This is a genomic window from Phyllobacterium sp. NPDC097923 (assembly GCF_044760925.1).
GTDB lineage: Bacteria > Pseudomonadota > Alphaproteobacteria > Rhizobiales > Rhizobiaceae > Phyllobacterium > Phyllobacterium calauticae.
The window spans coordinates 2,056,239-2,079,150 of record NZ_JBIWBL010000001.1 but is presented as its reverse complement, the minus strand read 5'-3'; the positions used below and the strand labels follow the sequence as shown (position 1 = coordinate 2,079,150).

Annotated in this window: 21 protein-coding genes; 12 read left to right on the top strand and 9 right to left on the bottom strand. The window is 60.9% G+C overall.

The annotated features are described in order from the left end of the window. The first annotated feature begins 149 nt into the window (after nt 1–149). The 3 genes from ACIQWS_RS10580 (at nt 150) to ACIQWS_RS10570 (ending at nt 2,088) form a co-directional block, all read left to right on the top strand. Nucleotides 150–524 carry an Hpt domain-containing protein gene (locus tag ACIQWS_RS10580; protein ID WP_346308035.1) on the top strand — a complete coding sequence of 125 codons (375 nt, stop codon included), beginning with the start codon at nt 150–152 and terminating at the stop codon, nt 522–524. A 108-nt stretch (nt 525–632) separates the two neighbouring features. Next, nucleotides 633–953 (top strand): 2Fe-2S iron-sulfur cluster-binding protein, encoded by a 321-nt coding sequence (locus tag ACIQWS_RS10575; protein ID WP_240370589.1) that lies wholly within the window; start codon nt 633–635, stop codon nt 951–953. Nucleotides 954–1,062: 109 nt separating this feature from the next. Beyond that, the gene (locus ACIQWS_RS10570) at nt 1,063–2,088 is read left to right on the top strand and encodes an NAD(P)/FAD-dependent oxidoreductase (RefSeq protein ID WP_403176218.1); all 1,026 of its coding nucleotides are present in this window, start codon (nt 1,063–1,065) and stop codon (nt 2,086–2,088) included. Nucleotides 2,089–2,119: 31 nt separating this feature from the next. On the opposite strand, the gene ACIQWS_RS10565 is transcribed toward ACIQWS_RS10570, so the two are convergent. Continuing rightward, nucleotides 2,120–2,740 carry a DUF922 domain-containing Zn-dependent protease gene (locus tag ACIQWS_RS10565; protein ID WP_403176209.1) on the bottom strand — a complete coding sequence of 207 codons (621 nt, stop codon included), beginning with the start codon at nt 2,738–2,740 and terminating at the stop codon, nt 2,120–2,122. A 138-nt stretch (nt 2,741–2,878) separates the two neighbouring features. Here ACIQWS_RS10565 and folP point away from each other — a divergent pair, with 138 nt between their 5' ends. After that, nucleotides 2,879–3,718 carry a dihydropteroate synthase gene (gene folP, locus ACIQWS_RS10560; RefSeq protein ID WP_403176205.1) on the top strand — a complete coding sequence of 280 codons (840 nt, stop codon included), beginning with the start codon at nt 2,879–2,881 and terminating at the stop codon, nt 3,716–3,718. Continuing rightward, nucleotides 3,715–4,239: a 2-amino-4-hydroxy-6-hydroxymethyldihydropteridine diphosphokinase gene (gene folK, locus ACIQWS_RS10555; RefSeq protein WP_346308039.1), complete on the top strand. Its 525-nt coding sequence runs from the start codon at nt 3,715–3,717 to the stop codon at nt 4,237–4,239. Before folP ends, folK begins: the two co-directional genes overlap by 4 nt. Here the strand turns inward: folK and ACIQWS_RS10550 are convergent, their stop codons facing one another. The 4 genes from ACIQWS_RS10550 to ACIQWS_RS10535 form a co-directional block, all read right to left on the bottom strand. Further along, nucleotides 4,240–4,782 carry a hypothetical protein gene (locus ACIQWS_RS10550; RefSeq protein ID WP_223612944.1) on the bottom strand — a complete coding sequence of 181 codons (543 nt, stop codon included), beginning with the start codon at nt 4,780–4,782 and terminating at the stop codon, nt 4,240–4,242. Between the two features lie 106 nt (nt 4,783–4,888). Further along, nucleotides 4,889–5,974, bottom strand: coding sequence for a YcjF family protein (locus tag ACIQWS_RS10545; RefSeq protein WP_403176199.1), 1,086 nt, complete (start codon nt 5,972–5,974; stop codon nt 4,889–4,891). Beyond that, the gene (locus ACIQWS_RS10540; protein ID WP_403176196.1) at nt 5,971–7,434 is read right to left on the bottom strand and encodes a YcjX family protein; all 1,464 of its coding nucleotides are present in this window, start codon (nt 7,432–7,434) and stop codon (nt 5,971–5,973) included. Before ACIQWS_RS10540 ends, ACIQWS_RS10545 begins: the two co-directional genes overlap by 4 nt. Before the next feature lie 78 nt (nt 7,435–7,512). After that, complete coding sequence (locus tag ACIQWS_RS10535) at nt 7,513–8,028, bottom strand: SixA phosphatase family protein (protein ID WP_403176193.1); 516 nt, start codon at nt 8,026–8,028, stop codon at nt 7,513–7,515. 638 nt (nt 8,029–8,666) lie between these two features. On the opposite strand from ACIQWS_RS10535, the gene dksA reads away from it, so the two are divergent. Next, nucleotides 8,667–9,083: an RNA polymerase-binding protein DksA gene (gene dksA / locus ACIQWS_RS10530; protein ID WP_091877580.1), complete on the top strand. Its 417-nt coding sequence runs from the start codon at nt 8,667–8,669 to the stop codon at nt 9,081–9,083. A gap of 73 nt (nt 9,084–9,156) precedes the next feature. Here the strand turns inward: dksA and ACIQWS_RS10525 are convergent, their stop codons facing one another. After that, nucleotides 9,157–10,245, bottom strand: a complete 1,089-nt coding sequence (locus ACIQWS_RS10525) for a hypothetical protein (RefSeq protein WP_346308043.1) — start codon at nt 10,243–10,245, stop codon at nt 9,157–9,159. A 337-nt stretch (nt 10,246–10,582) separates the two neighbouring features. On the opposite strand from ACIQWS_RS10525, the gene cckA reads away from it, so the two are divergent. Further along, complete coding sequence (gene cckA, locus ACIQWS_RS10520; RefSeq protein WP_403176182.1) at nt 10,583–13,171, top strand: cell cycle histidine kinase CckA; 2,589 nt, start codon at nt 10,583–10,585, stop codon at nt 13,169–13,171. A gap of 88 nt (nt 13,172–13,259) precedes the next feature. Next, entirely contained in the window at nt 13,260–13,955 is a 696-nt protein-coding gene (locus ACIQWS_RS10515; protein ID WP_346308045.1) for a winged helix-turn-helix domain-containing protein, read from the top strand. 180 nt (nt 13,956–14,135) lie between these two features. On the opposite strand, the gene ACIQWS_RS10510 is transcribed toward ACIQWS_RS10515, so the two are convergent. Further along, entirely contained in the window at nt 14,136–14,849 is a 714-nt protein-coding gene (locus ACIQWS_RS10510) for an SDR family oxidoreductase (RefSeq protein WP_403176174.1), read from the bottom strand. Nucleotides 14,850–15,171: 322 nt separating this feature from the next. Here ACIQWS_RS10510 and ACIQWS_RS10505 point away from each other — a divergent pair, with 322 nt between their 5' ends. Then, complete coding sequence (locus ACIQWS_RS10505) at nt 15,172–15,696, top strand: GNAT family N-acetyltransferase (protein WP_403176171.1); 525 nt, start codon at nt 15,172–15,174, stop codon at nt 15,694–15,696. Nucleotides 15,697–15,766: 70 nt separating this feature from the next. After that, the gene (locus ACIQWS_RS10500; protein ID WP_403176163.1) at nt 15,767–16,426 is read left to right on the top strand and encodes an OmpA family protein; all 660 of its coding nucleotides are present in this window, start codon (nt 15,767–15,769) and stop codon (nt 16,424–16,426) included. On the opposite strand, the gene ACIQWS_RS10495 is transcribed toward ACIQWS_RS10500, so the two are convergent. Both ACIQWS_RS10495 and ACIQWS_RS10490 read right to left on the bottom strand, forming a co-directional pair. Then, a complete protein-coding gene (locus ACIQWS_RS10495) occupies nt 16,419–17,348 on the bottom strand; it encodes a pseudouridine-5'-phosphate glycosidase (protein WP_223612954.1) in 930 nt (309 codons plus the stop codon). The genes ACIQWS_RS10500 and ACIQWS_RS10495 overlap by 8 nt on opposite strands. Before the next feature lie 32 nt (nt 17,349–17,380). Next, the gene (locus ACIQWS_RS10490) at nt 17,381–18,331 is read right to left on the bottom strand and encodes a carbohydrate kinase family protein (RefSeq protein ID WP_403176158.1); all 951 of its coding nucleotides are present in this window, start codon (nt 18,329–18,331) and stop codon (nt 17,381–17,383) included. Between the two features lie 318 nt (nt 18,332–18,649). On the opposite strand from ACIQWS_RS10490, the gene recA reads away from it, so the two are divergent. Then, nucleotides 18,650–19,744, top strand: a complete 1,095-nt coding sequence (recA, locus tag ACIQWS_RS10485; protein ID WP_403176154.1) for a recombinase RecA — start codon at nt 18,650–18,652, stop codon at nt 19,742–19,744. Nucleotides 19,745–20,136: 392 nt separating this feature from the next. Continuing rightward, the gene (alaS, locus tag ACIQWS_RS10480; protein WP_403176150.1) at nt 20,137–22,794 is read left to right on the top strand and encodes an alanine--tRNA ligase; all 2,658 of its coding nucleotides are present in this window, start codon (nt 20,137–20,139) and stop codon (nt 22,792–22,794) included. Nucleotides 22,795–22,912 lie beyond the last annotated feature (118 nt).

Sequence of the window (22,912 nt, the reverse complement as noted above, 5' to 3'; positions counted from 1 at the left end):
CCCGAACCAAATTTTGCCGGAATGCCTGAATTAACCCTTCGTTCACCACATCGGGCCAATTCGGGGGGTAGCGGCCACGCTTTAACCCAGAATATCCGGCATTTGATTAAACTTGTGCATTCATTTGAGTCTGAGTTCAGGAGAGTATCATGGCACTGCCACAACAAGCGTCAATGGCTTTTGCGCTGCCGGGCGGCGAAACGTCCAAACCATCGCGCAAACGGCCGATCGATCTTGTGCATCTTACCCGCGAGACATTCGGCAACCGTGCACTCGAGACCGAAATCCTCAGCCTGTTCTCCCGGCAAATCTCCGGAATCGTCAACCGGTTGAGCCAGGCGAACGCGGATGAACGGGTCCGTCTTGCCAAATCGCTCAAGGGTTCGGCACGCGCCGTTGGTGCCTTCCGTGTGGCCGATCTGGCCGAATCGATTGAACAGTCGCCCGGCAACACGAAGCTGCTCAGCGAACTTCATCCCGAAATCGACGGTGTACGTGATTATATAGCGGCGATCACGCGCTAGGGCCTCGGCCCCGGGGGCAGGCCCCCCAAGGCTGCGTCAGGGAGTGCAATTGACTTCCCTGCCCAAATCCCTATCTCAGCGGTAACTTTTCTGCTTGGGGTTCTTTTCATGGCAAAGATCACGTTTGTCACTTTCGATGGCGTCCGGATTGAAACGGAAGCCGAGAACGGCTCGACCGTGATGGAAAGTGCCATCCGCAACGCCGTGCCGGGCATCGACGCGGAATGCGGCGGTGCCTGCGCCTGCGCGACCTGCCATGTCTATGTCGATGGGGCATGGAAGGACGCGGCCGGAGAGCCGGAAGCCATGGAAGAAGACATGCTGGACTTCGCCTATGACGTGCGTCCGAGCTCGCGCCTGTCCTGCCAGATTCGCGTTTCCGATGAACTGGACGGCCTTGTCGTGCATGTTCCGGAACGTCAGGCCTGACATTCCGCATATTTTGCCTGATATTTTCTCACCGACCGATTAGAATTGCTCCATTCCAGACCGCGGGCGGGTATGAAATACTGCACTGGTTTGTCATGAGGAATTGTCGATGAGTGAAATAACCAAAACGGACGTTGTGATCATTGGTGCCGGGCCTGTCGGCCTCTTTGCCGTATTCGAACTCGGCCTTTACGATCTCAAATGCCATCTGATCGATATTCTCGACCGTCCCGGCGGCCAATGCGCCGAACTCTACCCGGAAAAGCCGATCTATGACATTCCGGCCTGGCCCGAAATCAGCGGGCAGGGGCTGACGGACAAGCTGATGGAGCAGATCAAGCCGTTCGCGCCGCAATTTCATTTCAATCGCATGGTCACCCGGCTGGAACGTCAGCCCGATGGCCAGTTCCACGTGGAAACGGACGAAGGCGAGATTTTTGAGACCAAAGTGGTGGTGATCGCCGCCGGCGGTGGCTCATTCCAGCCGAAGCGTCCGCCGGTTCCCGGCATTGAGGCCTTCGAGGGCAAGAGTGTCTTTTATTCGGTGCGCCGCATGGAAGAGTTCCGTGACGAAGACGTGCTGATTGTCGGCGGCGGCGATTCGGCGCTGGACTGGGCGCTGAACCTGCAGCCCATCGCCCGCAGCCTGACCGTGGTGCATCGCCGTGCCGAATTCCGCGCGGCACCCGACAGCGTCAAGAAAATGTTCGAACTGGTCGAACGCGGCAGCGTGCGGTTCGAGCTTGGACAGGTTTCCGGCCTGACGGGCACCGACGGGCAACTGTCCAGCGCCACGATCAAGGCTGCGGAGGGCGAGACGGAGATTCCGGTCACCCGCCTGCTGCCGTTCTTCGGTTTGACGATGAAACTCGGCCCTATCGCCGATTGGGGGATCAACCTGCATGAAAATCTCATACCGGTGAATGTCGAAACCTTCGAAACCTCGGAACCGGGGATTTTCGCCATCGGCGACATCAACTGGTATCCCGGCAAGCTCAAGCTGATCCTGTCCGGTTTCCACGAGGCCGCGCTGATGACCCAGGCGGCCAAACGCATCGTCAGCCCCGGCGAACGGGTGGTGTTCCAGTATACGACCTCATCGACCAGCCTGCAGAAGAAGCTGGGCGTCGCTTGAAGAATGCGCCGGCGCGTCAGCGCCGGTCACGCTATCCCTTTTTCTTTTCCATCTCTCGCTGGATGCGGAATATGAGCAGCCGTTCGAAGCGGCGCTCAAAATTCTTTCCCTCCACGCGGTCAAACTGAATCTGCGCAGCGTCCTGCTCCTTCATCAGCTTGACCATGAGCTTGGCCGCATCGGCTTTCATCTCTTCGCAATTGCTGCGCCAGGGCAGGGCTTTCATCGCCCGTTCCATATCGCCGGCGGCGGTGCGGGCGATCACGATATGGCTCTCTTCATGACGTTTGATATCGGCCGACAGCGTATCCCAGATCATGGCGAGATCGGGCTTGGCCGAAGCGCGCTGCTTCCAGCGCGGCAGGTGAACCTGGGCGTGAATGGTGATGTTTGCCTCGACAACCCGGCAGCTCTTGCCGTCGGAGCCGTATTTGACCTTGGTGTTGAACCGCATCTGTGTCGCGCCGGGATGGCGAGGCCCGGTCTTGTGCAGTTGCGGACCACGCCGGCTCAACTCGCGGTCGAGATCGGCGGCGGTGGTGCCGGACAGCGTGAAATACTTGTAATTGCGCAGGACCACGGCCGCATTGGCGCTTTCTGTCGCGAGCAGGCATGCAAGTGCGAGAGCCGCCGTTCTGACAATCGTTTTCATGGGGACTGGTCCTTCATTTCGGCCAAAGCCTGCCTGTGCTGCCGATACTGTAGCGCCAAAAACGTTGCGGATGAATTGACGTGACGGCCGTTCTGTTCAAAAACAACGGCAGCAGTACAGTCTTGAAAGGAGCATCCCATGCAAAGAGAGTGGCGTCTGGCGCATGGGCGATCCCTCACGCTCGGGCCGGTGTCTGTCATCATGGGTGTTCTCAATGTCACGCCGGATTCGTTTTCCGATGGCGGCGTACATCTGGCGCTGGACAAGGCCATCGAGGGGGCGAGGGCGATGATTGCCGAGGGGGCAACCATCATCGATGTCGGCGGCGAGTCGACCCGTCCCGGCGCAACCCGCGTCGATCCCCGGACCGAACAGGCGCGGGTACTTCCGGTGATTGAAGCCCTGGCCGGGCAAACCGATGTGCTCATTTCCGTCGATACCTATCGCGAGGAAACCGCGCGGCTGGCCGTTGCCGCCGGTGCGCATATCGTCAATGACGTGTGGGGTGTCCAGCGCGAACCGGCGATTGCCGATCTTGCGGCGGAAACCGGTGCGGGGCTTGTCATCATGCATACGGGCCGGGAGCGGGAGCGCGATCCGGATGTCATCGTTGACCAATTCGCTTTCCTCAACCGCTCGCTGGAGATCGCCAGGCTGGCCGGCGTGGCGCGCGAGCAGATCGTGCTCGATCCCGGATTCGGCTTTGCCAAGGAAACCGAGGAAAATCTCGCCCTGATGCGGCGGTTCGGCGAGCTGCGGGCCTTTGGTTATCCCTTCCTGGCGGGTACGTCGCGCAAGCGTTTCCTCGGCGCGGTGACAGGGCGCGATGCGGACCAGCGCGACGTGGTCACGGCCGCGACATCCGCGATCCTGCGGCTGGCCGGTGCGGATGTGTTTCGCGTGCACGATGTCAGGATGAACCGGGATGCGCTGGCCATTGCCGATGCCATGCTTGCAACCCGGAGTGCCGGAACATGAGCCCGGTGCACAAGGCGTGGCTGGGACTGGGCGGCAATATCGGCGAACCCGTTCAGTCGATGGCGGAAGCCCTGCAGGCCCTTGACCGCCGCGATGATACGCGGGTTGCTGCCGTTTCGCCGGTTTACCGGACCCCGCCGTGGGGAAAGATCGATCAGGCGTGGTTTCACAATGCCTGTGCCTGTGTCGAAACATCCCTCGAACCGGAAGCTTTGCTGGCGGCCACGCTGGACATCGAGCGCAGGATGAAACGGGAGCGGATCGAACGCTGGGGGCCGCGCATCATCGACATCGACCTTCTGGTCTATGAGGGCAGGGAGCACTTTGAAAGCCCGACGCTGACACTGCCGCATCCGCGCATGACGGAACGGGCCTTTGTGCTGGTGCCGCTCGGCGATATCGCGCCGGACCTTGTGGTCGGCGGCAAAAGCATTGCCGGATGGGCTCTCCTGTGTGACCGTTCCGGCATAGAAAAAGCCCGCGACGAGGCGGGCTGGTGGCGCGACAACCGAACGGATTGATCAGTTCTTGGCGATGCTGCTGACCGCGGTGTTGTCCACGCGCTTCAGGGTCATGCCGACAACCGGGATCAGCGTATCTTCGAGCCGCACGGATATGGTGACGTTCAGCGTGTTGTCGCCGGTAAACTTGGCCAGCATTGCGCCGGTCAGCTGTTTGCGGGTGATGTTCAGGACAACCCGGTCGCCGGCAACACTGCCGCCGGTGATATCAAGGCCCTTGCCCGCTGCACCGTCGAGGAACGTGCCCTTATAGGTGCCGCCGGAACGGGCGATGGTTGCCTTCATCGGCTGGTTGAAAATGCCGACACGGCAATTGCCGTCCAGCGTCATGCCTGCGGTCTCATCGGGCGTTGAACCGTCGAGCGTGCAGGTGAATTTCGTGCCTTTGTACTTGCCGGCAACGATCTCGCCGGGACCAACCCACTGGCCTTCGACGGTCTGAAAGAACTCGGCGTCCTTGTCTTTGTCCTTGGCTTGTGCGGAAAACGCGAAGAGCGCGCATGCGAACAAAGATATGGTAGCGGCAGCTGCGCGTGTTTTCATTCGGGTTACTCAACACAAATCATTGAAATGACGATGACCGATCATCGGTTGGAATGGTTAACGGATGGTTGCCATTCCTGCCGAAATTGCAACCCCGTCCACAGGATTATTGTTTTTTCCCGCCGCCGATACGGGCAAGATCCCCAATAAAATCACTGATCCCCGGGCGTTTTTCCGCATTGAACGGAAACGGGCGGACCAGATCCATTGCGGAAATGCCGATGCGCGCGGTCATCAGGCCGTTGATGACGCCTTCGCCCAGCCGCGCCGAGAGCTTTGCGGCGAGCCCGTGGCCGACAAGCTGCTGGACGATGCTGTCGCCCATGGCCACGGTGCCGGTGACGGCGAGATGGGCGATCACGTTGCGGGTCAGCTTGAGGAAGCCCAGCGTGCCGGGGCGCCCGCCATAGAGTTCCGACAGGCGGCGGATCAGCCGGGCCGACTCGAAAATCACATAGCCGATATCGACGAGGGCGCGCGGACTGACGGCGGTGACAACCGAAACGCGCTTTGCAGCGGCGAGAATGAGCTCGCGCGCCTGCCGGTCGAGCGGGCGCAGCAATTCGGTTTCCGTCAGGCGGATGAGATCGCGTCCGTCGATCACGTCGTCGCGCAGATCATGCAGCAGGGCACGGCCCTTGGCGGTCGCCGGCATGGTCTCGGCGATGGTAACCAGCCGCGCGACGGCGGTCTTGGCCTGCCGTGCATCATTGTCGGCCGCCGCCTTGGCCGCCTCATCGCGCAGCGATTGTACGGACGCGAGGCGGCGCAGGGCCAGGGTTTCGCGGATGACGATGGCGAAAAGCGAGAGAGCGGCGACGATGCCGACGGCAAGCGCCGCCCAGCCAAGCCAGGGCGCGCGCTCGAACAGGGTGCGGATGAGATTGTCGGCCCATAGCCCGACGGCGAGCGACACCAATACGCCGAGGGAGCCGGTCAGCACCGACGCAAAGGAGAACCGTTTCTTGCGCGGCAGGGCCGGTGGCGGGGTCAAGGCATCCAGTTCATCTGCCGTTGCGGCATCGAGGTCGAACACATCAACGGGTGCCGGTGTGATCACCGCGATATCCCTGATTGCGGCGGGCCTGCGGGCTTCGGCGGGTTTGTGCGTCGTTTCCGCCCCGGCGCGCGCGGCTGTCTCCGGCGGGGCCATGCGGAAGGCTGCAGGTTTGCGTGGGGTGCTGTCGGTCATGCGAGGCGGTCTCCGATCAGGAACTGAAGCGCGCGATCAAGCCGGATATGCGGCAGCGAGAGTGTAAACCCTTCTGCGGTCTTTTCGAGTACCGGCGGACGGAAACGGACGAAGCGAATGGCCGGATCTTCAGAAGCTGATTCCGGTCCTTCGAAAATTGAATCCGGTCTTTCCGGTAAGTCGCCGGGAAATATGGCTGTTTCCGTCTTGCCGTCGAAGTGTTCGCCGTCGATCGTTTCGCCCTTCAGCGGCGTTCCGACGATAACGGGGAGGATTTCCTTGCCTTGGGTGACGGTTGCCTCGCGCGTGGTGCGCACCGCCGCCATGGCCAGCACGTCGACATTCGCGCCGGAAAAGTCGGCACGGCCGACGGCCCGGTCCACCAGGCGGCGGACGATGGCCTGCAGCCGGTCATGGCTTTCATGGTGCAGATGATCGGCCTTCGTTGCGGCAATAAGAATGCGGCCGATGCGCCGCTGGACAAGCCCGGTGAGGAAATTGGTGCTGCCGGGGCGAAAGCAGGAGAGGATTTCCGTCAGGGCACGCTCGAGATCGGCAATGGCGGACGATCCCGCATTCATCGCCTGCATGGCATCGACCAGCACGATCTGCCGGTCGAGCCGGGCAATGTGCTCGCGGAAAAACGGTTTGACCACATGGGTCTTGTAGGCCTCGTAGCGGCGCTCCATCATGGCGGCCAGCGAGCCGGGGCGGAACTTGCCGGATTTGAGATTGGGCAGGGGTGCGAAGGTGAGGGCGGGTGAGCCGTCGAGATCGCCGGGCATCAGAAAACGGCCGGGCGGCAGCGTCGACAATGCGCGCTCGTCTGCCTTTCCCGCTTTGAGGTAGCCGGTGAAACTGCGCGCAAGTCGCTGCGCCGTTACTTCGTCGGCCTGCGCATCGGCGTCAATGGCATCCGCCACGGCAAGCCACTCGCTTGCCAGCTCGCGGCGGCTTTCAAGGCGCGCCAGATCGAAGGAGTCGCTGGAGAATTCGGCATAGGACTTGTTGAGGAGCGGCAGGTCGAGCAGCCATTCGCCGGGATAGTCGACAATATCGAGGGAAAGCTTGCCGCCGGAAAACATGCGGTTCCACATCGACGCGGATTCGTATTCGATGGTCAGCCGCAGCTCCGAAATGGCTCGGGTGGAATCCGGCCAGACACGGTCCTCAATGAGCGCCTTGAGGTGATCCTCATACTGGAAACGCGGCACCGCGTCGTCCGGCTGCTCCTCCAGATAGGCCTTGGCGATCCGTCCGGATTTCTGCGCTTCGAACATCGGCAGCCTGCCGCCGTGGATGAGGTTGTGCACCAGCGCGGTGATGAAAACGGTCTTGCCCGCCCGGGAAAGGCCGGTCACACCAAGCCGGAGCGAGGGCGAAACCAGCCCCGCGGTACGATCCGCCAGTGTATCGAGGGCGATCTTTGCCTCGTCGGTCAGTGTTGTCAGTGTTCCCAAGTCAATCGTCCTGCACTTTCGTCCGTTCTCGGCCCGGATATAGGGGTGACACGTCCAATGACAAGACGTTGGCTTTTTTCAGAGGTGCTCGGAAGGCGACAGGAACGTGCTCAGCGTCCCGGTTCCGTGACGGATTTCCGCCAGGGGGACGGCAAAATCAATGACGGCGAGCCCCGCCGTGGGAAAACCGGCTGCGAAGGTGGGGTGAGCGGGCGGATCGCCGCGCCCGGCAAGGGCAATGGCCACATCCTCCATCATCGGATTATGGCCGACCAGCATGACGGAATGGGCATTTTCATGCTCAAGCCCCGCCATGCGGATGGCTGTCAGATAGTTGTCGGCGCTGCCGGAATAGAGTTTTTCCAGATCTTCCAGAATGAAGGGCGGTTGCAGGGCGATATGCTCCAGTGTCTGCCTTGCCCGAACGGCGGTCGAGCAGAGGACGATGTCCGGCCGCAGCCCGAACCGCTTCATCTCTTCGCCGAGAACGGTTGCCGATTGAATCCCGACGGAATCCAAAGTCCGGTCAAAGTCTTTTTGCCCGGGAGATGGCCAGACTGCTTTGGCATGGCGGAGTAAATAGACCTGGCTCATCTTTAGGGTCCGGACCCGTTAATCTGGTCGAAATGGTATGAGGCTTTTCGTTCGGATACAAGGAACAAAGGCGATGGCAATGTGGTTCATTTTCAAGCCTTTGCGACGATGTAGCCGGGCGAAAAGACCATATCCTCCGGACGCCGAAACGGCTGCAAGCTGCAGTGTCGAGCCGCTCGGTCGGGGGAAAGGCCCCGCCCTTCACGCCTCTCCTCGCATCTTCTTGCCGTTTCAGGCGCCCTTTCGATCAGATTAATGGATCTGGACCCTTAACCCCACAGTGTTTTGGTTCTTTTAGGGCACAATGAATGGATAAACCTCTGCGGCAAATGACGCAATTCTCAAATAATTGTGCAAAACCGGCCTGTCCTATTTATGGGCGGCCTGCATTTCTGCGAGGCAATGGTTAAACAGCGCCAGCGGATACTGGCGGCCAAAACCGAGATTTTGCCGTATTTTCGGCTGGAATATCGCATTTTATGTCGAGATGGCCCGTATTTGGCGGATTGTTTGCCGATTATTTAAGCAAAATCGCTTTGTTCGAATCCCTTAACAGCCTGTCGTTTTGCAGTTGTGCGGCTTTGTGACACGACCTATATAGGCCTCCTCGCGTCTCATAGGTGCAGGGTGATTCAAAGATGAATAAACTTATCGATCTTGACTATAAGCCCACGGATGACGAGCCTTTCATGAGTGATCGGCAGAAATCCTATTTTCGTGAAAAACTAATCAACTGGAAGAACGACATTCTGCGGGAGGCGCGTGAAACGCTTGAGATCCTGCAGCAGGAAAATGCGAACCTGCCAGATATCGCTGATCGTGCATCGTCCGAAACGGACCGTGCGATCGAGTTGCGGGCGCGTGACCGGCAGCGCAAACTGATCTCAAAGATCGATGCAGCCTTGCAGCGCATTGATGACGGAACATACGGGTTTTGCGAGGAGACCGGTGATCCGATCAGCTTGAAGCGTCTGGATGCACGGCCGATAGCTACACTTTCCATCGAGGCGCAGGAACGTCACGAACGACGCGAGAAAGTCTACCGCGACGATTGATGCGACCTTGATGAAACCAATAAAGAAGCCCGGATCGTTCCGGGCTTTTTTATTGGAGAAGTCTTTTTGAAGACTAACGCTTTTCCGGCCTGGACAGATCGCCGAGCAGGCGCTCCATTTCGTCCTCGATGCTGCCGGTCTCCTTGCGCACTTCCTCATCGGGCGTGATGTGGAGCTCGCCTTCGAGATCCGACTCGAACGCATCGCCGAAATCAAGGTCCGCCAGATTGATGTCCGGTTCCTTCGCCTTGGCCGGCCCGAGAATTTCCAGCGACGAATCTTCGTGGATGGACCTTACGCCTTCACTCTGCACGGCGAACGGGAATGCCGCCGCTGTGGTGGTTCTGGTTTCCACCGGCGTCTTGGTTTCCGGATGTGTCTCGTCAAAATGCGGCAGGGCATCGATGTGCGGTTCGCTGCGCTGGCTTGCACCAAAGGACGGCGAGGCCGTCCGCTGCCAGCCATTGTCCCTATGCGGCGCCTCGATATGGGGTGACCCGGCAGGCTGCTGCACGGCGGCGGGCGGCGAGACGGGATCGGGCGCACTGGCGATCGGAGGAATGGGCGCCATGGGTGGAACGGGCGGCAGCGGCGTTGCTGCCGTGATGGGGCGCTGTGGTTCAGGCTGCACCGTTTCGCGTTGCGGAGCCGCCGCTTGAACCGGAGCGGCCGGACGAACCGGCGCGGGCGGTGTTGCAGGCTGCACCGGCGCTGCGGGCCGGCTGACCGGAGTGACGGGCGGTGAAACGCGCGCCGGAGCCACGGGCTGCGGGCGGGGTGCCTCAACCGGCCGCGCCTCGGCCTTCGGCTCGGCATCCGCCGGAGCAATGGTGGCTGCGGGTTCGACGCGGGACTGCGGCTTGGCAAACTGACGGATATTCTGCTCGATCACCAAATCGCTGGGGCCGCCGATCAGGATCAGGTGCTCCACGTCGTCGCGCCGCACCAGAACCAGACGGCGGCGATTATCGACAGCGGCGGCATCGGTCACCGACAGGCGGACCTGACGGTTGCGCCCGCCGGCGACGAAGGTTCCGCCGGTGACGCGCCGCAAAACGGCAAAGACCAGCAGCAGAAGGACAATGACCAGTGCGAAAAGAAGGATGAACCCGACAATCGGGGCAGCGGTTTCGCCGACGACAGCGACCAGCCAATTATGCATGACGAACTCTCCTTTACATTCTCCGGGCCAAAAGGCACGTCCCCCGACATGGAACCCGGAGCAATAATCTGTGTGACACTAGTGCGAGCCTTTGCCTGCTGCAACCCTGACGCATCGTCTGGCCTGTGGCTATCGGCTGGTCGTGCCGATCTTGTGCCGCAATTGCCGTGCGAAACCGTGAAATAATGGCTGGTTCTGCACGCTTGGGGTTTATACGGCATCAAAGATATGATCCAAACGATTCGGAACCAGCATTGGTCATACGGACCTCAGCCGGTTCAAAATATTGTGGCCTGCCCGGGCAGCTTCCGCGATGAAAAGAAGGGGTTTGAGACGGATGTCTCAAGAGACGAACAACGATCTTTATCCAGAACCGATCATTGCGAACACAAAGTCGATCAAGGCGGCCTTGCGTCTTGTCATTCTCGGCATTGTGCTGGTCGGCGTTTCCATCCTTTATTTCATCTATCGCGACCAGCTGGGGCAGCAGTTCCTGCTGGGACTGCTCGGCACGCTGGCCATGACCGGCGTGTTCTATCTCTTCGGTTCGGCCATCAATGTCATCCAGTTTACACCGCGCGGCACCAGCGATGAACTGACGCGCGCCTTTGTCGATACGTTTCCCGAGGGCACGGTTGTCACCGATCAGAAGGGCCGTATCGTCTACGCCAACCGCGCCTATGCCCAGCTGACTGGCGTGACCAATTCCAGCGATGTCCGGGCGATAGAGCACATCCTTTCCAGTGAAAGCGCCGCTTCCGATCCGATCTACCGGCTGGCCAATGCGGTGCGGGACGGTATTTCCGGCCAGGAGGAGCTGCGCCTGTCGCGGCCGCTCGACCCCGCGCGCGCGCCGATACCGACCTGGTATCGCGTCAAGGCCCGTGCCGTTGCGGGTATTCCCGGTCAGACAGCGCCGGTTTTTGCATGGCAGATCGCCGATATCTCCGCCGAGCGCGCCGAGCAGGAGCGCTATTTCCAGGATATTCAGGAGGCTATCGATCACCTCGACCATGCCCCGGCGGGCTTTTTCTCCGCCGACCCTGACGGGCGCATCACCTATATCAATGCGACATTGGCCGAATGGCTGGGGATTGACCTGACCAAGTTCACGCCGGGTTCCATGACGGTCCGCGATGTCGTCGCGGGCAACGGCATGGCGCTGATCAATGCTGTGAAGACGGAACCGGGTACCAGCCGCAACACGGTGATCGATCTCGATCTGGCCAAGGCGAACGGCCAGAGCCTCGCCGTGCGCTTCTATCACCGTGTGCAGGCGCAGCGCGACGGCAAGCGCGGCCCGACCCGGACAATCGTGCTCAACCGCGCCGAAGGCGAAGACAATTCCGCCGCCCTGCGCGCCGCCGAAGTGCGGTTCACCCGCTTCTTCAACTCGGCATCCATGGCGATTGCCGCCGTCGATGCTTCAGGCAAGATCCTGCGCACCAATGCGCGGTTCCTCGGCCTGTTCTCGCCCGTGGTGGACCGCGATGCCATCGACCGGCGCACGCCACTGGAAACCGTCGTGCATGAGCGCGACAGAGAAGCTTTCGACCGGGCGCTGGCCGCTGCCTTTGCCGGCAAGGCGGAAATTTCGCCGGTGGATACGGTCATTCCCGGGCATGAGGAGCGTCATCTGCGCTTCTACATCAGTCCGGTCTTCGATGCCGGCTCGGAAGAGGGTGCCGAGGAGGCTGCCATCGTTTCCGTCGTGGAAACCACGGAGCAAAAGGCGCTGGAAGCCACCATGGCCCAGAGCCAGAAGATGCAGGCCGTCGGCCAGCTTGCGGGCGGTATCGCCCACGACTTCAACAATGTGCTGACGGCAATCATCATGTCGTCCGACCTGCTGCTCACCAATCACCGGGCGTCCGATCCATCCTTTGCCGACATCATGAACATCAAGCAGAACGCCAACCGCGCGGCATCGCTGGTGCGGCAGCTCCTGGCATTCTCGCGGCGCCAGACCCTGCGTCCGGAAGTGCTTGACCTCACCGATGTCATTGCCGATGTGCGCATGCTGCTGACACGGCTTGCGGGAACGCAGGTCAACCTCAAGATCGAGCATGGCCGCGACCTGTGGCCAGTGCGTGCCGATCTCGGCCAGTTCGAGCAGGTGGTGGTCAATCTGACCGTCAATGCGCGCGATGCCATGCCGGAGGGCGGCGATCTGACCATCCGCACCCGCAATATCGGCGAGAGCGAAAGCGCGGCGCTGAACTACCGCGATCTCCTGCCGGGCGACTATGTCCTGGTCGAGGTGCAGGACAGCGGCACCGGCATGCCGCCCGAGGTCATCGAGAAGATTTTCGAACCGTTCTTCACCACCAAGGAAGTCGGCAAGGGCACCGGTCTCGGGCTTTCCATGGTCTACGGTATCATCAAGCAGACCGGCGGCTCGATCCATTGCGAATCCGAACTTGGCAAGGGCACCACATTCCGCATCTTCCTGCCGCGCCATGTGGAGGCTCCGGTCCTCAACGCGGCAGGTGAAGTGATTGCGGTTGAAGCGCCGAAGAAGGAAAAGAAGGTCGAGAAGGCCACCGATCTTTCCGGCTCCGCAACGGTTCTCCTCGTCGAGGACGAGGATGCGGTGCGCATGGGCGGTGTCCGGGCCCTGCAATCGCGCGGCTATACCGTGCACGAGGCGTCCAGCGGCGTCGAAGCGCTTGAAGTGATGAAGGAACTGGGTGGCAAGGTCGATATCATCGTGTCCGACGTGGTGATGCCGGAGATGGACGGCCCGACGCTGCTGCGCGAACTGCGCAAGGAATACGGGGATATCAAGTTCATCTTCGTTTCCGGTTATGCGGAAGACGCCTTTGCCCGCAACCTGCCGGAAGATGCCAAATTCGGCTTCCTGCCAAAACCCTTCTCGCTGAAGCAGCTGGCGACGTCGGTCAAGGAAATGCTGGAAAGCGAATAGAGGGCGCACTTGATACTTCGAGCGTTTTCGAAGCATCCTTGCCGTGGATAGGCCAGTATCGGCCCGGAAGCAGTCACGGAAGAATGCCATGTCGAACACCGCCAGATTTGCCGAAATCGCCGCGCTGGCCGGAGATCCCGGCCGCGCCAGCATGCTCACGGGCCTGATGGATGGACGCGCGCTGACAGCGGGTGAACTGGCGCAGCTCGCCGGGATTACGGCCCAGACGGCCAGCAGCCATCTCACGCGCATGACGGAGGCCGGGCTTCTGCAGGTGGAAAAGCAGGGCAGGCACCGCTATCACCGGCTCGCATCACCAGCGGTTGCACAGATGATCGAAAGCATCATGCAGATTGCAACACCCGGCACGCCCAGCAAGACCGTGCGCACCGGGCCGCGCGATGCCGCATTGCGGGCCGGGCGCACCTGCTATGACCATCTGGCGGGAAAGCTCGGTGTGTCGATCACCGATGCGCTCGTCGGGGCCGGGCATCTGGAACTCGGGCTCGATGCGGGTGAACTGACGGATAGCGGCCTGTCGCTTTTCGACAGGCTGGGCATGGATGTCGGTGCGATCCATCAGAAGAAGGGGCGCATCCTGTGCCGCCCCTGTCTCGACTGGAGCGAGCGGCGCCCGCATCTGGCCGGTGCCATCGGTGCCGCATTGTGCAGCCACTGCTTCGACAGGGGCTGGATCCGGCGCGTCGACGGCACGCGCGCCGTATCCGTGACGCCGAACGGCCAGCGGCATCTGCGTGAAGCCCTCGGCGTCAACCTGATGTAGATCGGGATTAAGAGGTGCGTGGTTCGACAAGCTCACCATGAGGGAAGTGGTTTGCCTGCAAGGCTACTAGGAAACATTGCAGGATTAGCTCCCTGCAACCCACTCCATCCCTCATGGTGAGCTTGTCGAACCACGCACGATATGGCAGGGCAGCCTTCGATGTGCTGCCCTTAACGCTGTCTAGACGTGTTTGGTGATCCCGCCATCCACGCGAATGTTCTGCCCCGTGATGTAACCCGCATCGTCCGACAGCAGGAACGCGGTTGTCTTGGCGATTTCGTTCATGGTGCCGACGCGTTTCATCGGGATGCCGCTCTCGGTGCCCGGCTTGTGATCGAGGCTGTCGATAAAGCCTGGCAGCAAGGCATTCATTCGGATATTGTCGGCGGCGTAGCGATCCGCGTAGAGTTTTGTATAGGCGCCAACGGCGGCGCGATAGGCGCAGGACACCGGGAAGACGAGGCTTGGCTCGAAAGCGGCGAAGGTGGTGATGTTCACCCAGGCGCCTTTGCCCTGCTTCAGCATATAGGGTGTGACGAGCCGCGCCATGCGCACGACGCTCAGCACCATCAGATCATTGCCGAGCGCCCATTTCTCGTCAGTGATGTCGATGAGGTCACCCTTCGGCGGATGGCCCGTATGGTTGACCACGGCGTCGATACGCCCATAGGCTTCCGCTGTCCTGGCTACGAGCGTTTCCAGATCCTTGGCTTCTCCAGCCGAACCTTTGATGCCGATTGCACCCAATTCCGCTGCCAGCTCGATGGCGCTGCCGGACGGCGACATCAGGCCGAGCCGGTAGCCTCTGGCGTGCAGCTCGCGCGCTATGCCTGCGCCCATGCCGCGTCCGCCGCCGGTGATGATTGCTACGGGTGATTGTGAGGTCTCAGTCATGCGAAATCCTGTCGGTGTCGTTTGGGTGCCGCGGAGCATGTTGGAATAAGACCGCCGGCGCAAACGAATTCCGCCCGGCATATCAGTCAAAATTTTTGAACCGGGATCAGGTTTTGAATCAGAAACGCTCTTGAAATCACTGATATTGTGGTGAAAGATGGCGGCATGATCCGTCGTTCGAATATCATGATGCTTGGTACCGCACTCCTTTTCAGGGGTGGTGGAGAGCTGTTGCGCTGACGTCGACGCGATCTTTCACCAGACCCTGCCACGAGGCGAGCAGGGTCTGACCTTCGCTCTCCTCGAACAAACGGAGAGCAAGATGCAAGACCAACCTTTATCACCACCCCACGATAGCGCGTTCTCGATCCGGGCGGCGCGTGTCGCCGATTTTGAACAGATCAACGCATTGACCAATTTACCCGGTTTTCGTGCCGGTACTCTGCGCCTGCCCTTTCAAAGTGCGGAGCAGACCCGCAAATGGCTCGAAAGTCTGGGCGCGGGGACGACAAGCATCGTTGCCGAGATCGATCAGCAGATCGTTGGTCACGCGGGCCTGCATCGCTCCGATGGCAGGCGCGCCCATACGGCGCATCTCGGGCTCGGCGTGCATGACGATTTCACCGGGCGTGGCATCGGCAAGGCGCTGCTGCTTGCCCTGATCGATGCGGCGGACAACTGGCTCAACATCCGGCGTCTGGAATTGACGGTCCATGCCGACAATGCCAAAGCCATCGGTCTCTACGAAAAATGCGGCTTCGAACGGGAAGGCGTGCACCGGGATTATGCCTTCAAGAACGGGCGATTTGTCGACGCTTTGGCCATGGCGCGGCTACGGCTGATTTAGCCGTTTGCTTTCCATATTTTGCCGTATTCGATGCTATATTTCGCAACATTTCCAACGGGGACCTGATTCCATGATCAAGAAGTTTGCCATCGGCTGTCTTGCCGCGACGTTTTTGGCCGGTTGCACCACCACCGATCCCTATACCGGCGAGCAAAAAATATCGAATACTGCCGGTGGCGCGGCAATTGGCGCAGCGGTTGGTGCGCTGGGTGGTCTCGCCGTTGGCGGCGGTGGCAAATCCGGCCGCAACGCGGCGCTGATCGGTGCTGGTATCGGCGCACTGGCCGGCGGTGCCGTCGGCAATTACATGGACCGCCAGGAATCGGAGCTTCGGGCCCAGCTGCAGGGCACCGGCGTGTCGGTGACCCGTAACGGCGACCAGATCATCCTGAACATGCCGTCGAACATCACCTTCGCTACCGACCAGGATGCGGTGAAGCCGCAGTTCTTTGCAACGCTGAATTCGGTTGCAGTGGTGCTGCGCAAGTTCGACCGGAGCATCATCGATGTCTATGGCCATACGGACAATGTCGGTGGCCAGCAGTACAACCAGCTCCTGTCCGAGCGCCGCGCGCTGTCCGTTTCGAACTACCTGACCCAGCAGGGCATCGACAACCGGCGCTTCTCCGTTCGCGGCTTGGGCATGGACCGGCCGATTGCTTCCAACAATTCGGAAGCCGGCCGGTCGCAGAATCGCCGCGTCGAACTGCAGATTTCGCCGCTTACCTGACCAGTGTCAGGGCGACAGCAATGCGCGCTGCAAGGCGTGCATTGTTTTCCACCAGGGCGATATTCGCCTTCAGGCTTTCGCCCTTGGTGATGTCGAGAATTTCCGAAAGAAGATATGGCGTCACGGCCTTGCCCGTGATGCCATTTTTTGTGGCGCGCGACAGGGCTTCACGGATGTATCCGCCCATGATGTCGGCCGGAATTTCGCTTTCCAGCGGAATCGGGTTGGCGATCAGCATGCCGCCGTTGACGCCGATGGCGCTGCGCGTTGCCTGGAACCTGGCGATGGCTTCCGGCGTGTCGAGACGCAACGGGGCCTTGAGATGCGACTGGCGCGACCAGAAGGCCGGCAGAACGTCCGCCCCATGCACCACAACGGGTACGCCTTTGGTTTCAAGCACTTCCAGCGTCTTTTCAATATCCAGAATCGCCTTGGCGCCCGCCGAGACGACGATCACCGGGGTGCGGCCCAATTCTTCCAGATCAGCCGATATGTCGAAACTGGTCTCCGCGCCCATGTGCACGCCGCCAATGCCGCCCGTGGCAAATACCTTGATGCCGGCCATGTGTGCGGCCAGCATGGTGGCGGCAACGGTGGTGCCGCCGGTGCGGCCTTCCGACAGTGCAAACGCCAGATCGGCGCGCGACAGCTTCATCGCGCCCTTGACCTGCGCCAGCGCCTCACGTTCCTCAGCCGAAATGCCGATCTTCAGGCGGCCATCGATAATGGCGATGGTCGCCGGGACTGCGCCGCCATCGCGGATGATCGTCTCGACATCGGCGGCCATGCGGCTGTTGTCCGGGTAGGGCATGCCGTGGGTGATGATCGTGCTTTCCAGCGCCACCACCGGCTGCCCGGCGGCAAGCGCTTTCTGTACCTCCGGTGCAATGTCAGTGAACGGGTTGAGGGCTGTTGTGGTCATGGTTCTTTCCTTTGTCGTATCAGGCCGTTGGCTCATGCGAGCGGGATGGCCTCCGGTATGGTCGCGAGGGCCGCGTCGAAAATCCTGGATGTGAAGACCGGCGTTGCCGAATGGGTTTGCAGTGTCAGCGCCGAGGCGGCAAAGCCTTCGCGCACGGCTTCGACGAGGGGAAGGCCGCGCATCAGCGCCGATATGGTGCCGCCGGCCAGTGCGTCACCCGCGCCGGTCACATCGGCAATACCGGTCAGCGCGGGCGGGAGAAGGGAGAATGCACCGCCGCTGGAATAGACCAGTGCAGCCTGGCCGCCATTGCTGACAACGGCCGCCTGCAGCCCCTCTGCCATCAGGGCGCGGTGCAGAGCGGGCAGGCTGGCATCGGCGCCGAGCCCCGTCAGGGCAAAGGCTTCACGCCGGTTGAGGAACAGGCAGGCGAGACCGCCGAGAACCGGCCGCAGCCGCACCGCCTTGGCCGGGGAAATCGCCAGCGCATAGAGCGGTTTGCCGCCGGCAAGCTCCGCCAGTTTCTGCAACGCTTCCGATGGCAGGTTGGCATCGCCGAAAACCGCATCGGCGGCATCGATGGAATCGCGCACCTTGCGCCGCCTGAGCTGCCGGGGCAGGGCGAGTTCATACAACGCCATATCGGCAATGGCCGCAACCACATCGCCCTGTTCATCGAGAATCGCCGTATAGCTCGGGGTCGCCCGGTCGATGAACACGGCGGAACTGTCCTTGATTCCGGCGGCCTCAAAGGCGGCGCCGATGACATCGCCAACCCGGTCGCCGCCGCGTACCGACAGCATTTCAGCCCGCACACCGCGCCGCACGGCAAGGCGCAAAGCATTGAACACGCCGCCGCCGGGCTCTTCGCGCATGATGCCGGGGTTGGACGCGCCGGGAATGAAGGGAACGCTGCTCTGGCCGCGCCGGTCCATATGGGCGCCGCCGACAGCAAACAGCAGCGGTGTGTAATCCTGAGTCATGGTTGGTGGCTTTTGCTGAACAAAATGATCGGTTGCAAGACACTTGGTCCTTTCCTTCTCTAGATGGCCTGCTGCCCCGACGCAATCGCCGCAACGATTCGAATTTGCCGGCCGCGGTTTTCCCGTTCATGCTGCCCGGACACGAGGAACATGTGGACAAGCGCAGGCAGTCCATTTTCGGAACATTTTAAGAACATTTTTGTGTTATTATTGTTTTTCAATGGCTTGTGCATATTGCCAAATGAGAACAAAACAGATACAAATATCTTCAAAGGCCGGAGCATCCGGGCTTCATGGATAGCACAGGGGTAGTGTAACATGGCGCAAAATTCTTTGCGGTTAGTTGAGGGTAATTCGGTGGATAAAACGAAAGCGCTGGATGCGGCATTGTCACAGATCGAGAGAGCCTTTGGTAAGGGTTCGATCATGCGGCTTGGACGCAATGAGCAGGTTGTGGAAATCGAGACGGTATCGACCGGGTCGCTTTCCCTGGATATAGCCCTTGGCGTTGGCGGTCTGCCGAAAGGCCGCATTGTCGAGATTTACGGGCCGGAAAGCTCCGGTAAGACAACCCTGGCGCTGCATACGATTGCCGAAGCCCAGAAAAAGGGCGGCATCTGTGCCTTCGTCGATGCGGAACATGCGCTGGACCCGGTCTATGCCCGCAAGCTGGGCGTGGATCTGGAGAATCTTCTGATCTCGCAGCCCGATACGGGCGAGCAGGCGTTGGAGATCACCGATACGCTGGTGCGTTCCGGTGCGATCGATGTTCTCGTGGTCGATTCCGTTGCCGCCTTGACCCCGCGTGCGGAAATCGAAGGCGAGATGGGCGATTCTCTCCCCGGCCTGCAGGCCCGCCTGATGAGCCAGGCGCTGCGCAAGCTGACCGCATCCATTTCCCGCTCCAATTGCATGGTCATCTTCATCAACCAGATCCGCATGAAGATCGGCGTGATGTTCGGTTCGCCTGAAACCACGACGGGCGGCAATGCGCTGAAATTCTATGCGTCGGTGCGTCTCGATATCCGCCGCATCGGTGCGCTGAAGGAACGTGACGAGGTGGTCGGCAACCAGACCCGCGTCAAGGTGGTCAAGAACAAGCTGGCGCCCCCCTTCAAGCAGGTCGAATTCGACATCATGTATGGCGAAGGCGTTTCCAAGACGGGCGAACTGGTCGATCTCGGCGTCAAGGCGGGTATCGTTGAAAAATCCGGTTCGTGGTTCTCCTACAATTCCCAGCGTCTGGGGCAGGGCCGCGACAATGCGAAACTCTTCCTCAAGGACAATCCCGAAGTCGCCAATGAGATCGAGCTGGTCCTGCGCCAGAATGCCGGTCTGATTGCCGAGCAGATGCTGGACAAGGGCCCGGACGATATCGAGGACAATGACGGACCCGAGGCCGCCGAAGGCTGATTTCCCAGGACGGACCGTTGCGGTCTGCAATTCAAACCCGCATCCGGCCGCCGGATGCGGGTTTTTCTTTTGAAATGCTCTCACGCTGTAAGAACATCCCTCGGGCCGAGGCTGTGCTTCACCGCACGCAGCGCTACCTTCCCACATATTGAGCAGGCCTCCCTCATGCTGAGCTTGTCGAAGCACGCACAACTGCTCTGCGTGCTTCGACAAGCTCAGCATGAGGGAGAGTGCACGTATTCGAAGACTGTGTTGTTCATAAGCAAGGCCCATTATCACAGGGATTTTCTGGACAGGCCGCGGTCGCATCGCTACAAGCGTTGCGTTCCGCCCTTTTGTTGCAGAAAGGGGCTATTTCGCTTTGGTTAGAGACAAGTCAGAAGGCAATGCACATGAGTGGCGTCAACGAAATCCGGTCGACATTTCTGAACTATTTCAAGAAGAACGGCCATGAGATCGTGGCGTCGAGCCCGCTTGTGCCGCGCAACGACCCGACGCTGATGTTCACCAATGCCGGCATGGTGCAGTTCAAGAATGTTTTCACCGGTCTGGAGCAGCGGCCCTACAGCCGCGCCACGACATCGCAGAAATGCGTGCGCGCCGGCGGCAAGCACAATGACCTGGACAATGTCGGCTATACCGCCCGGCACCATACGTTTTTTGAAATGCTGGGCAATTTTTCCTTTGGCGATTACTTCAAGGAAGAGGCGATCAGTCTGGCCTGGAACCTGATCACCAAGGAATATGGTCTCGACAGGAACAAGCTGCTCGTCACCGTCTACCACACGGACGATGCGGCGGCCGGATTCTGGAAGAAGATCGCCGGTCTGTCCGATGACCGCATCATCCGTATCGCCACCAGCGACAATTTCTGGGCCATGGGCGATACCGGCCCGTGCGGCCCGTGCTCGGAAATTTTCTACGACCATGGCGAAGACATCTGGGGCGGCCCTCCCGGCAGCGCCAACGAGGATGGCGACCGCTTCATCGAGATCTGGAACCTCGTCTTCATGCAGTTCGAGCAGATCACCAAGGAGCAGCGCATCGAGTTGCCGCGCCCGTCCATCGATACGGGCATGGGTCTCGAGCGTCTGGCCGCGGTGCTGCAGGGCGAGCACGACAATTACGATATCGACCTGTTCCGGGCGCTTATCCGCGCGTCGGAAGATGCGACCGGCGTCAAGGCGGAAGGAAAATTCCGCGCCAGCCACCGGGTGATCGCCGATCACCTGCGCTCATCGAGCTTCCTCATTGCCGATGGCGTGCTGCCGTCGAATGAAGGCCGCGGCTATGTGCTGCGCCGCATCATGCGCCGCGCCATGCGCCATGCGCAGTTGCTGGGTGCCAAGGAGCCGCTGATGTGGCGCCTGCTGCCGGCACTGATCCGCGAGATGGGGCAGGCCTATCCGGAACTGATCCGCGCTGAATCGCTGATTTCCGAAACGCTGAAGCTCGAGGAAACCCGCTTCCGCAAGACGCTGGACCGCGGCCTTGGTCTGCTCAGCGATGCGACGGAAGGTCTTGACGAAGGCGATCGTCTCGATGGCGAAACCGCGTTCAAGCTCTATGACACCTTCGGTTTCCCGCTGGATCTCACCCAGGATGCGCTGCGCCAGCGCGGTATCGCTGTCGATACCGATGCTTTTGCGGCGGCCATGGAGCGGCAGAAGGCGGAAGCCCGCGCCCATTGGTCCGGTTCCGGCGATGCGGCGACAGAAACGGTCTGGTTTGCGGTGCGCGACAAGGTCGGCGCCACCGAATTCCTCGGCTACGAGACGGAAAAGGCCGAAGGCGTCATCACCGCGCTGGTGCAGGACGGTGCGCAGGTGGACAGCGCCGGGGAAGGCGAGGCCATTGCCCTCGTGGTCAACCAGACGCCATTTTACGGCGAATCCGGCGGCCAGCAGGGCGATACCGGCATCATCTCCGGTGACGGCTTCACCGTTGTTGTCACCGACACTCAGAAGAAGAATGACGGGGTGTTCGTGCATCTGGGCAAGGTGCTCAAGGGTACGGTGAAGCTGGATGTTCCGGTGGAACTGACGGTCGACAGCGCCCGCCGCACGCGTATCCGCTCCAACCACTCGGCGACACACCTGCTGCATGAGGCGCTGCGCGAAACCCTCGGCACGCATGTCGCGCAGAAGGGATCGCTCGTTGCGCCGGATCGCCTGCGTTTTGATTTTTCCCATCCGAAGCCGATTTCGGACAAGGAACTGGCCGTCATCGAAGACCTCGCCAACGAAATCGTCCTGCAGAACGCACCGGTCAGCACCCGCCTGATGGCGGTCGACGATGCCATTGCGGAAGGCGCCATGGCGCTGTTCGGTGAGAAGTATGGCGATGAAGTGCGCGTGGTTTCCATGGGAACCGCACTGCACGGTGAGAAATCGGGCAAGAGCTATTCGACGGAACTGTGCGGCGGCACGCATGTGCGCGCCACCGGCGATATCGGCCTGATCCGCATTGTCTCGGAAAGCGCCGTGGCGGCGGGTGTGCGCCGCATGGAGGCGCTGACCGGCGAAGCCGCGCGCCGCTACCTCGAAGAACAGGACGACCGGGTCAAGGCGATTGCCGGTGCGTTGAAGTCCACGCCTGCCGACGCACTGGCGCGCGTGACGGCGCTGTTGGATGAGCGCCGCAAGCTGGAACGCGAACTCACCGAGGCCCGCAAGCAATTGGCGCTTGGCGGCTCCGGCAATGGCGCCGCGCAGTCCGAAACGGTCAATGGTGTCGGCTTCATCGGCAAGGTGGTCACCGGCGTCAATCCACGTGACCTGAAGCCGCTGGCCGACGATGCCAAGAAGACCGTCGGTTCCGGCATCGTGACGTTCATCGGCGTCTCGGAAGATGGCAAGGCCAGCGCGGTCGTCGGCGTCACCGACGATCTTGTCGGCACGTTCAGCGCCGTCGACCTGGTCAAGATCGCGTCCGCCGCGCTCGGCGGTGCCGGCGGCGGCGGCCGCCCCGATATGGCGCAGGCCGGCGGTCCCGATGGCTCCAAGGCCGAGGCGGCCGTGGCTGCCGTGCGCGACGCGCTCGCCGGCTGACACCAGGCATTGTCTTTCCGGCCGCAGCGTGATGCGGCCGGAAATGCCACCCGCTCATACTAATTGCTGGGTGGGCAAGAGATTGATTTTCCGGTATTTTTGCTGCATCGCAATTTTG

Excerpts from the sequence above, each read along its gene's own strand:
- ACIQWS_RS10580 (WP_346308035.1), top strand. The coding sequence starts at position 150 with ATGGCACTGCCACAACAAGCGTCAATGGCTTTTGCGCTGCCGGGCGGC.
- ACIQWS_RS10575 (WP_240370589.1), top strand. The coding sequence starts at position 633 with ATGGCAAAGATCACGTTTGTCACTTTCGATGGCGTCCGGATTGAAACG.
- ACIQWS_RS10570 (WP_403176218.1), top strand. The coding sequence starts at position 1,063 with ATGAGTGAAATAACCAAAACGGACGTTGTGATCATTGGTGCCGGGCCT.
- ACIQWS_RS10565 (WP_403176209.1), bottom strand. The coding sequence starts at position 2,740 with ATGAAAACGATTGTCAGAACGGCGGCTCTCGCACTTGCATGCCTGCTC.
- folP (WP_403176205.1), top strand. The coding sequence starts at position 2,879 with ATGCAAAGAGAGTGGCGTCTGGCGCATGGGCGATCCCTCACGCTCGGG.
- folK (WP_346308039.1), top strand. The coding sequence starts at position 3,715 with ATGAGCCCGGTGCACAAGGCGTGGCTGGGACTGGGCGGCAATATCGGC.
- ACIQWS_RS10550 (WP_223612944.1), bottom strand. The coding sequence starts at position 4,782 with ATGAAAACACGCGCAGCTGCCGCTACCATATCTTTGTTCGCATGCGCG.
- ACIQWS_RS10545 (WP_403176199.1), bottom strand. The coding sequence starts at position 5,974 with ATGACCGACAGCACCCCACGCAAACCTGCAGCCTTCCGCATGGCCCCG.
- ACIQWS_RS10535 (WP_403176193.1), bottom strand. The coding sequence starts at position 8,028 with ATGAGCCAGGTCTATTTACTCCGCCATGCCAAAGCAGTCTGGCCATCT.
- dksA (WP_091877580.1), top strand. The coding sequence starts at position 8,667 with ATGAATAAACTTATCGATCTTGACTATAAGCCCACGGATGACGAGCCT.
- ACIQWS_RS10525 (WP_346308043.1), bottom strand. The coding sequence starts at position 10,245 with ATGCATAATTGGCTGGTCGCTGTCGTCGGCGAAACCGCTGCCCCGATT.
- cckA (WP_403176182.1), top strand. The coding sequence starts at position 10,583 with ATGTCTCAAGAGACGAACAACGATCTTTATCCAGAACCGATCATTGCG.
- ACIQWS_RS10515 (WP_346308045.1), top strand. The coding sequence starts at position 13,260 with ATGTCGAACACCGCCAGATTTGCCGAAATCGCCGCGCTGGCCGGAGAT.
- ACIQWS_RS10510 (WP_403176174.1), bottom strand. The coding sequence starts at position 14,849 with ATGACTGAGACCTCACAATCACCCGTAGCAATCATCACCGGCGGCGGA.
- ACIQWS_RS10505 (WP_403176171.1), top strand. The coding sequence starts at position 15,172 with ATGCAAGACCAACCTTTATCACCACCCCACGATAGCGCGTTCTCGATC.
- ACIQWS_RS10500 (WP_403176163.1), top strand. The coding sequence starts at position 15,767 with ATGATCAAGAAGTTTGCCATCGGCTGTCTTGCCGCGACGTTTTTGGCC.
- ACIQWS_RS10495 (WP_223612954.1), bottom strand. The coding sequence starts at position 17,348 with ATGACCACAACAGCCCTCAACCCGTTCACTGACATTGCACCGGAGGTA.
- ACIQWS_RS10490 (WP_403176158.1), bottom strand. The coding sequence starts at position 18,331 with ATGACTCAGGATTACACACCGCTGCTGTTTGCTGTCGGCGGCGCCCAT.
- recA (WP_403176154.1), top strand. The coding sequence starts at position 18,650 with ATGGCGCAAAATTCTTTGCGGTTAGTTGAGGGTAATTCGGTGGATAAA.
- alaS (WP_403176150.1), top strand. The coding sequence starts at position 20,137 with ATGAGTGGCGTCAACGAAATCCGGTCGACATTTCTGAACTATTTCAAG.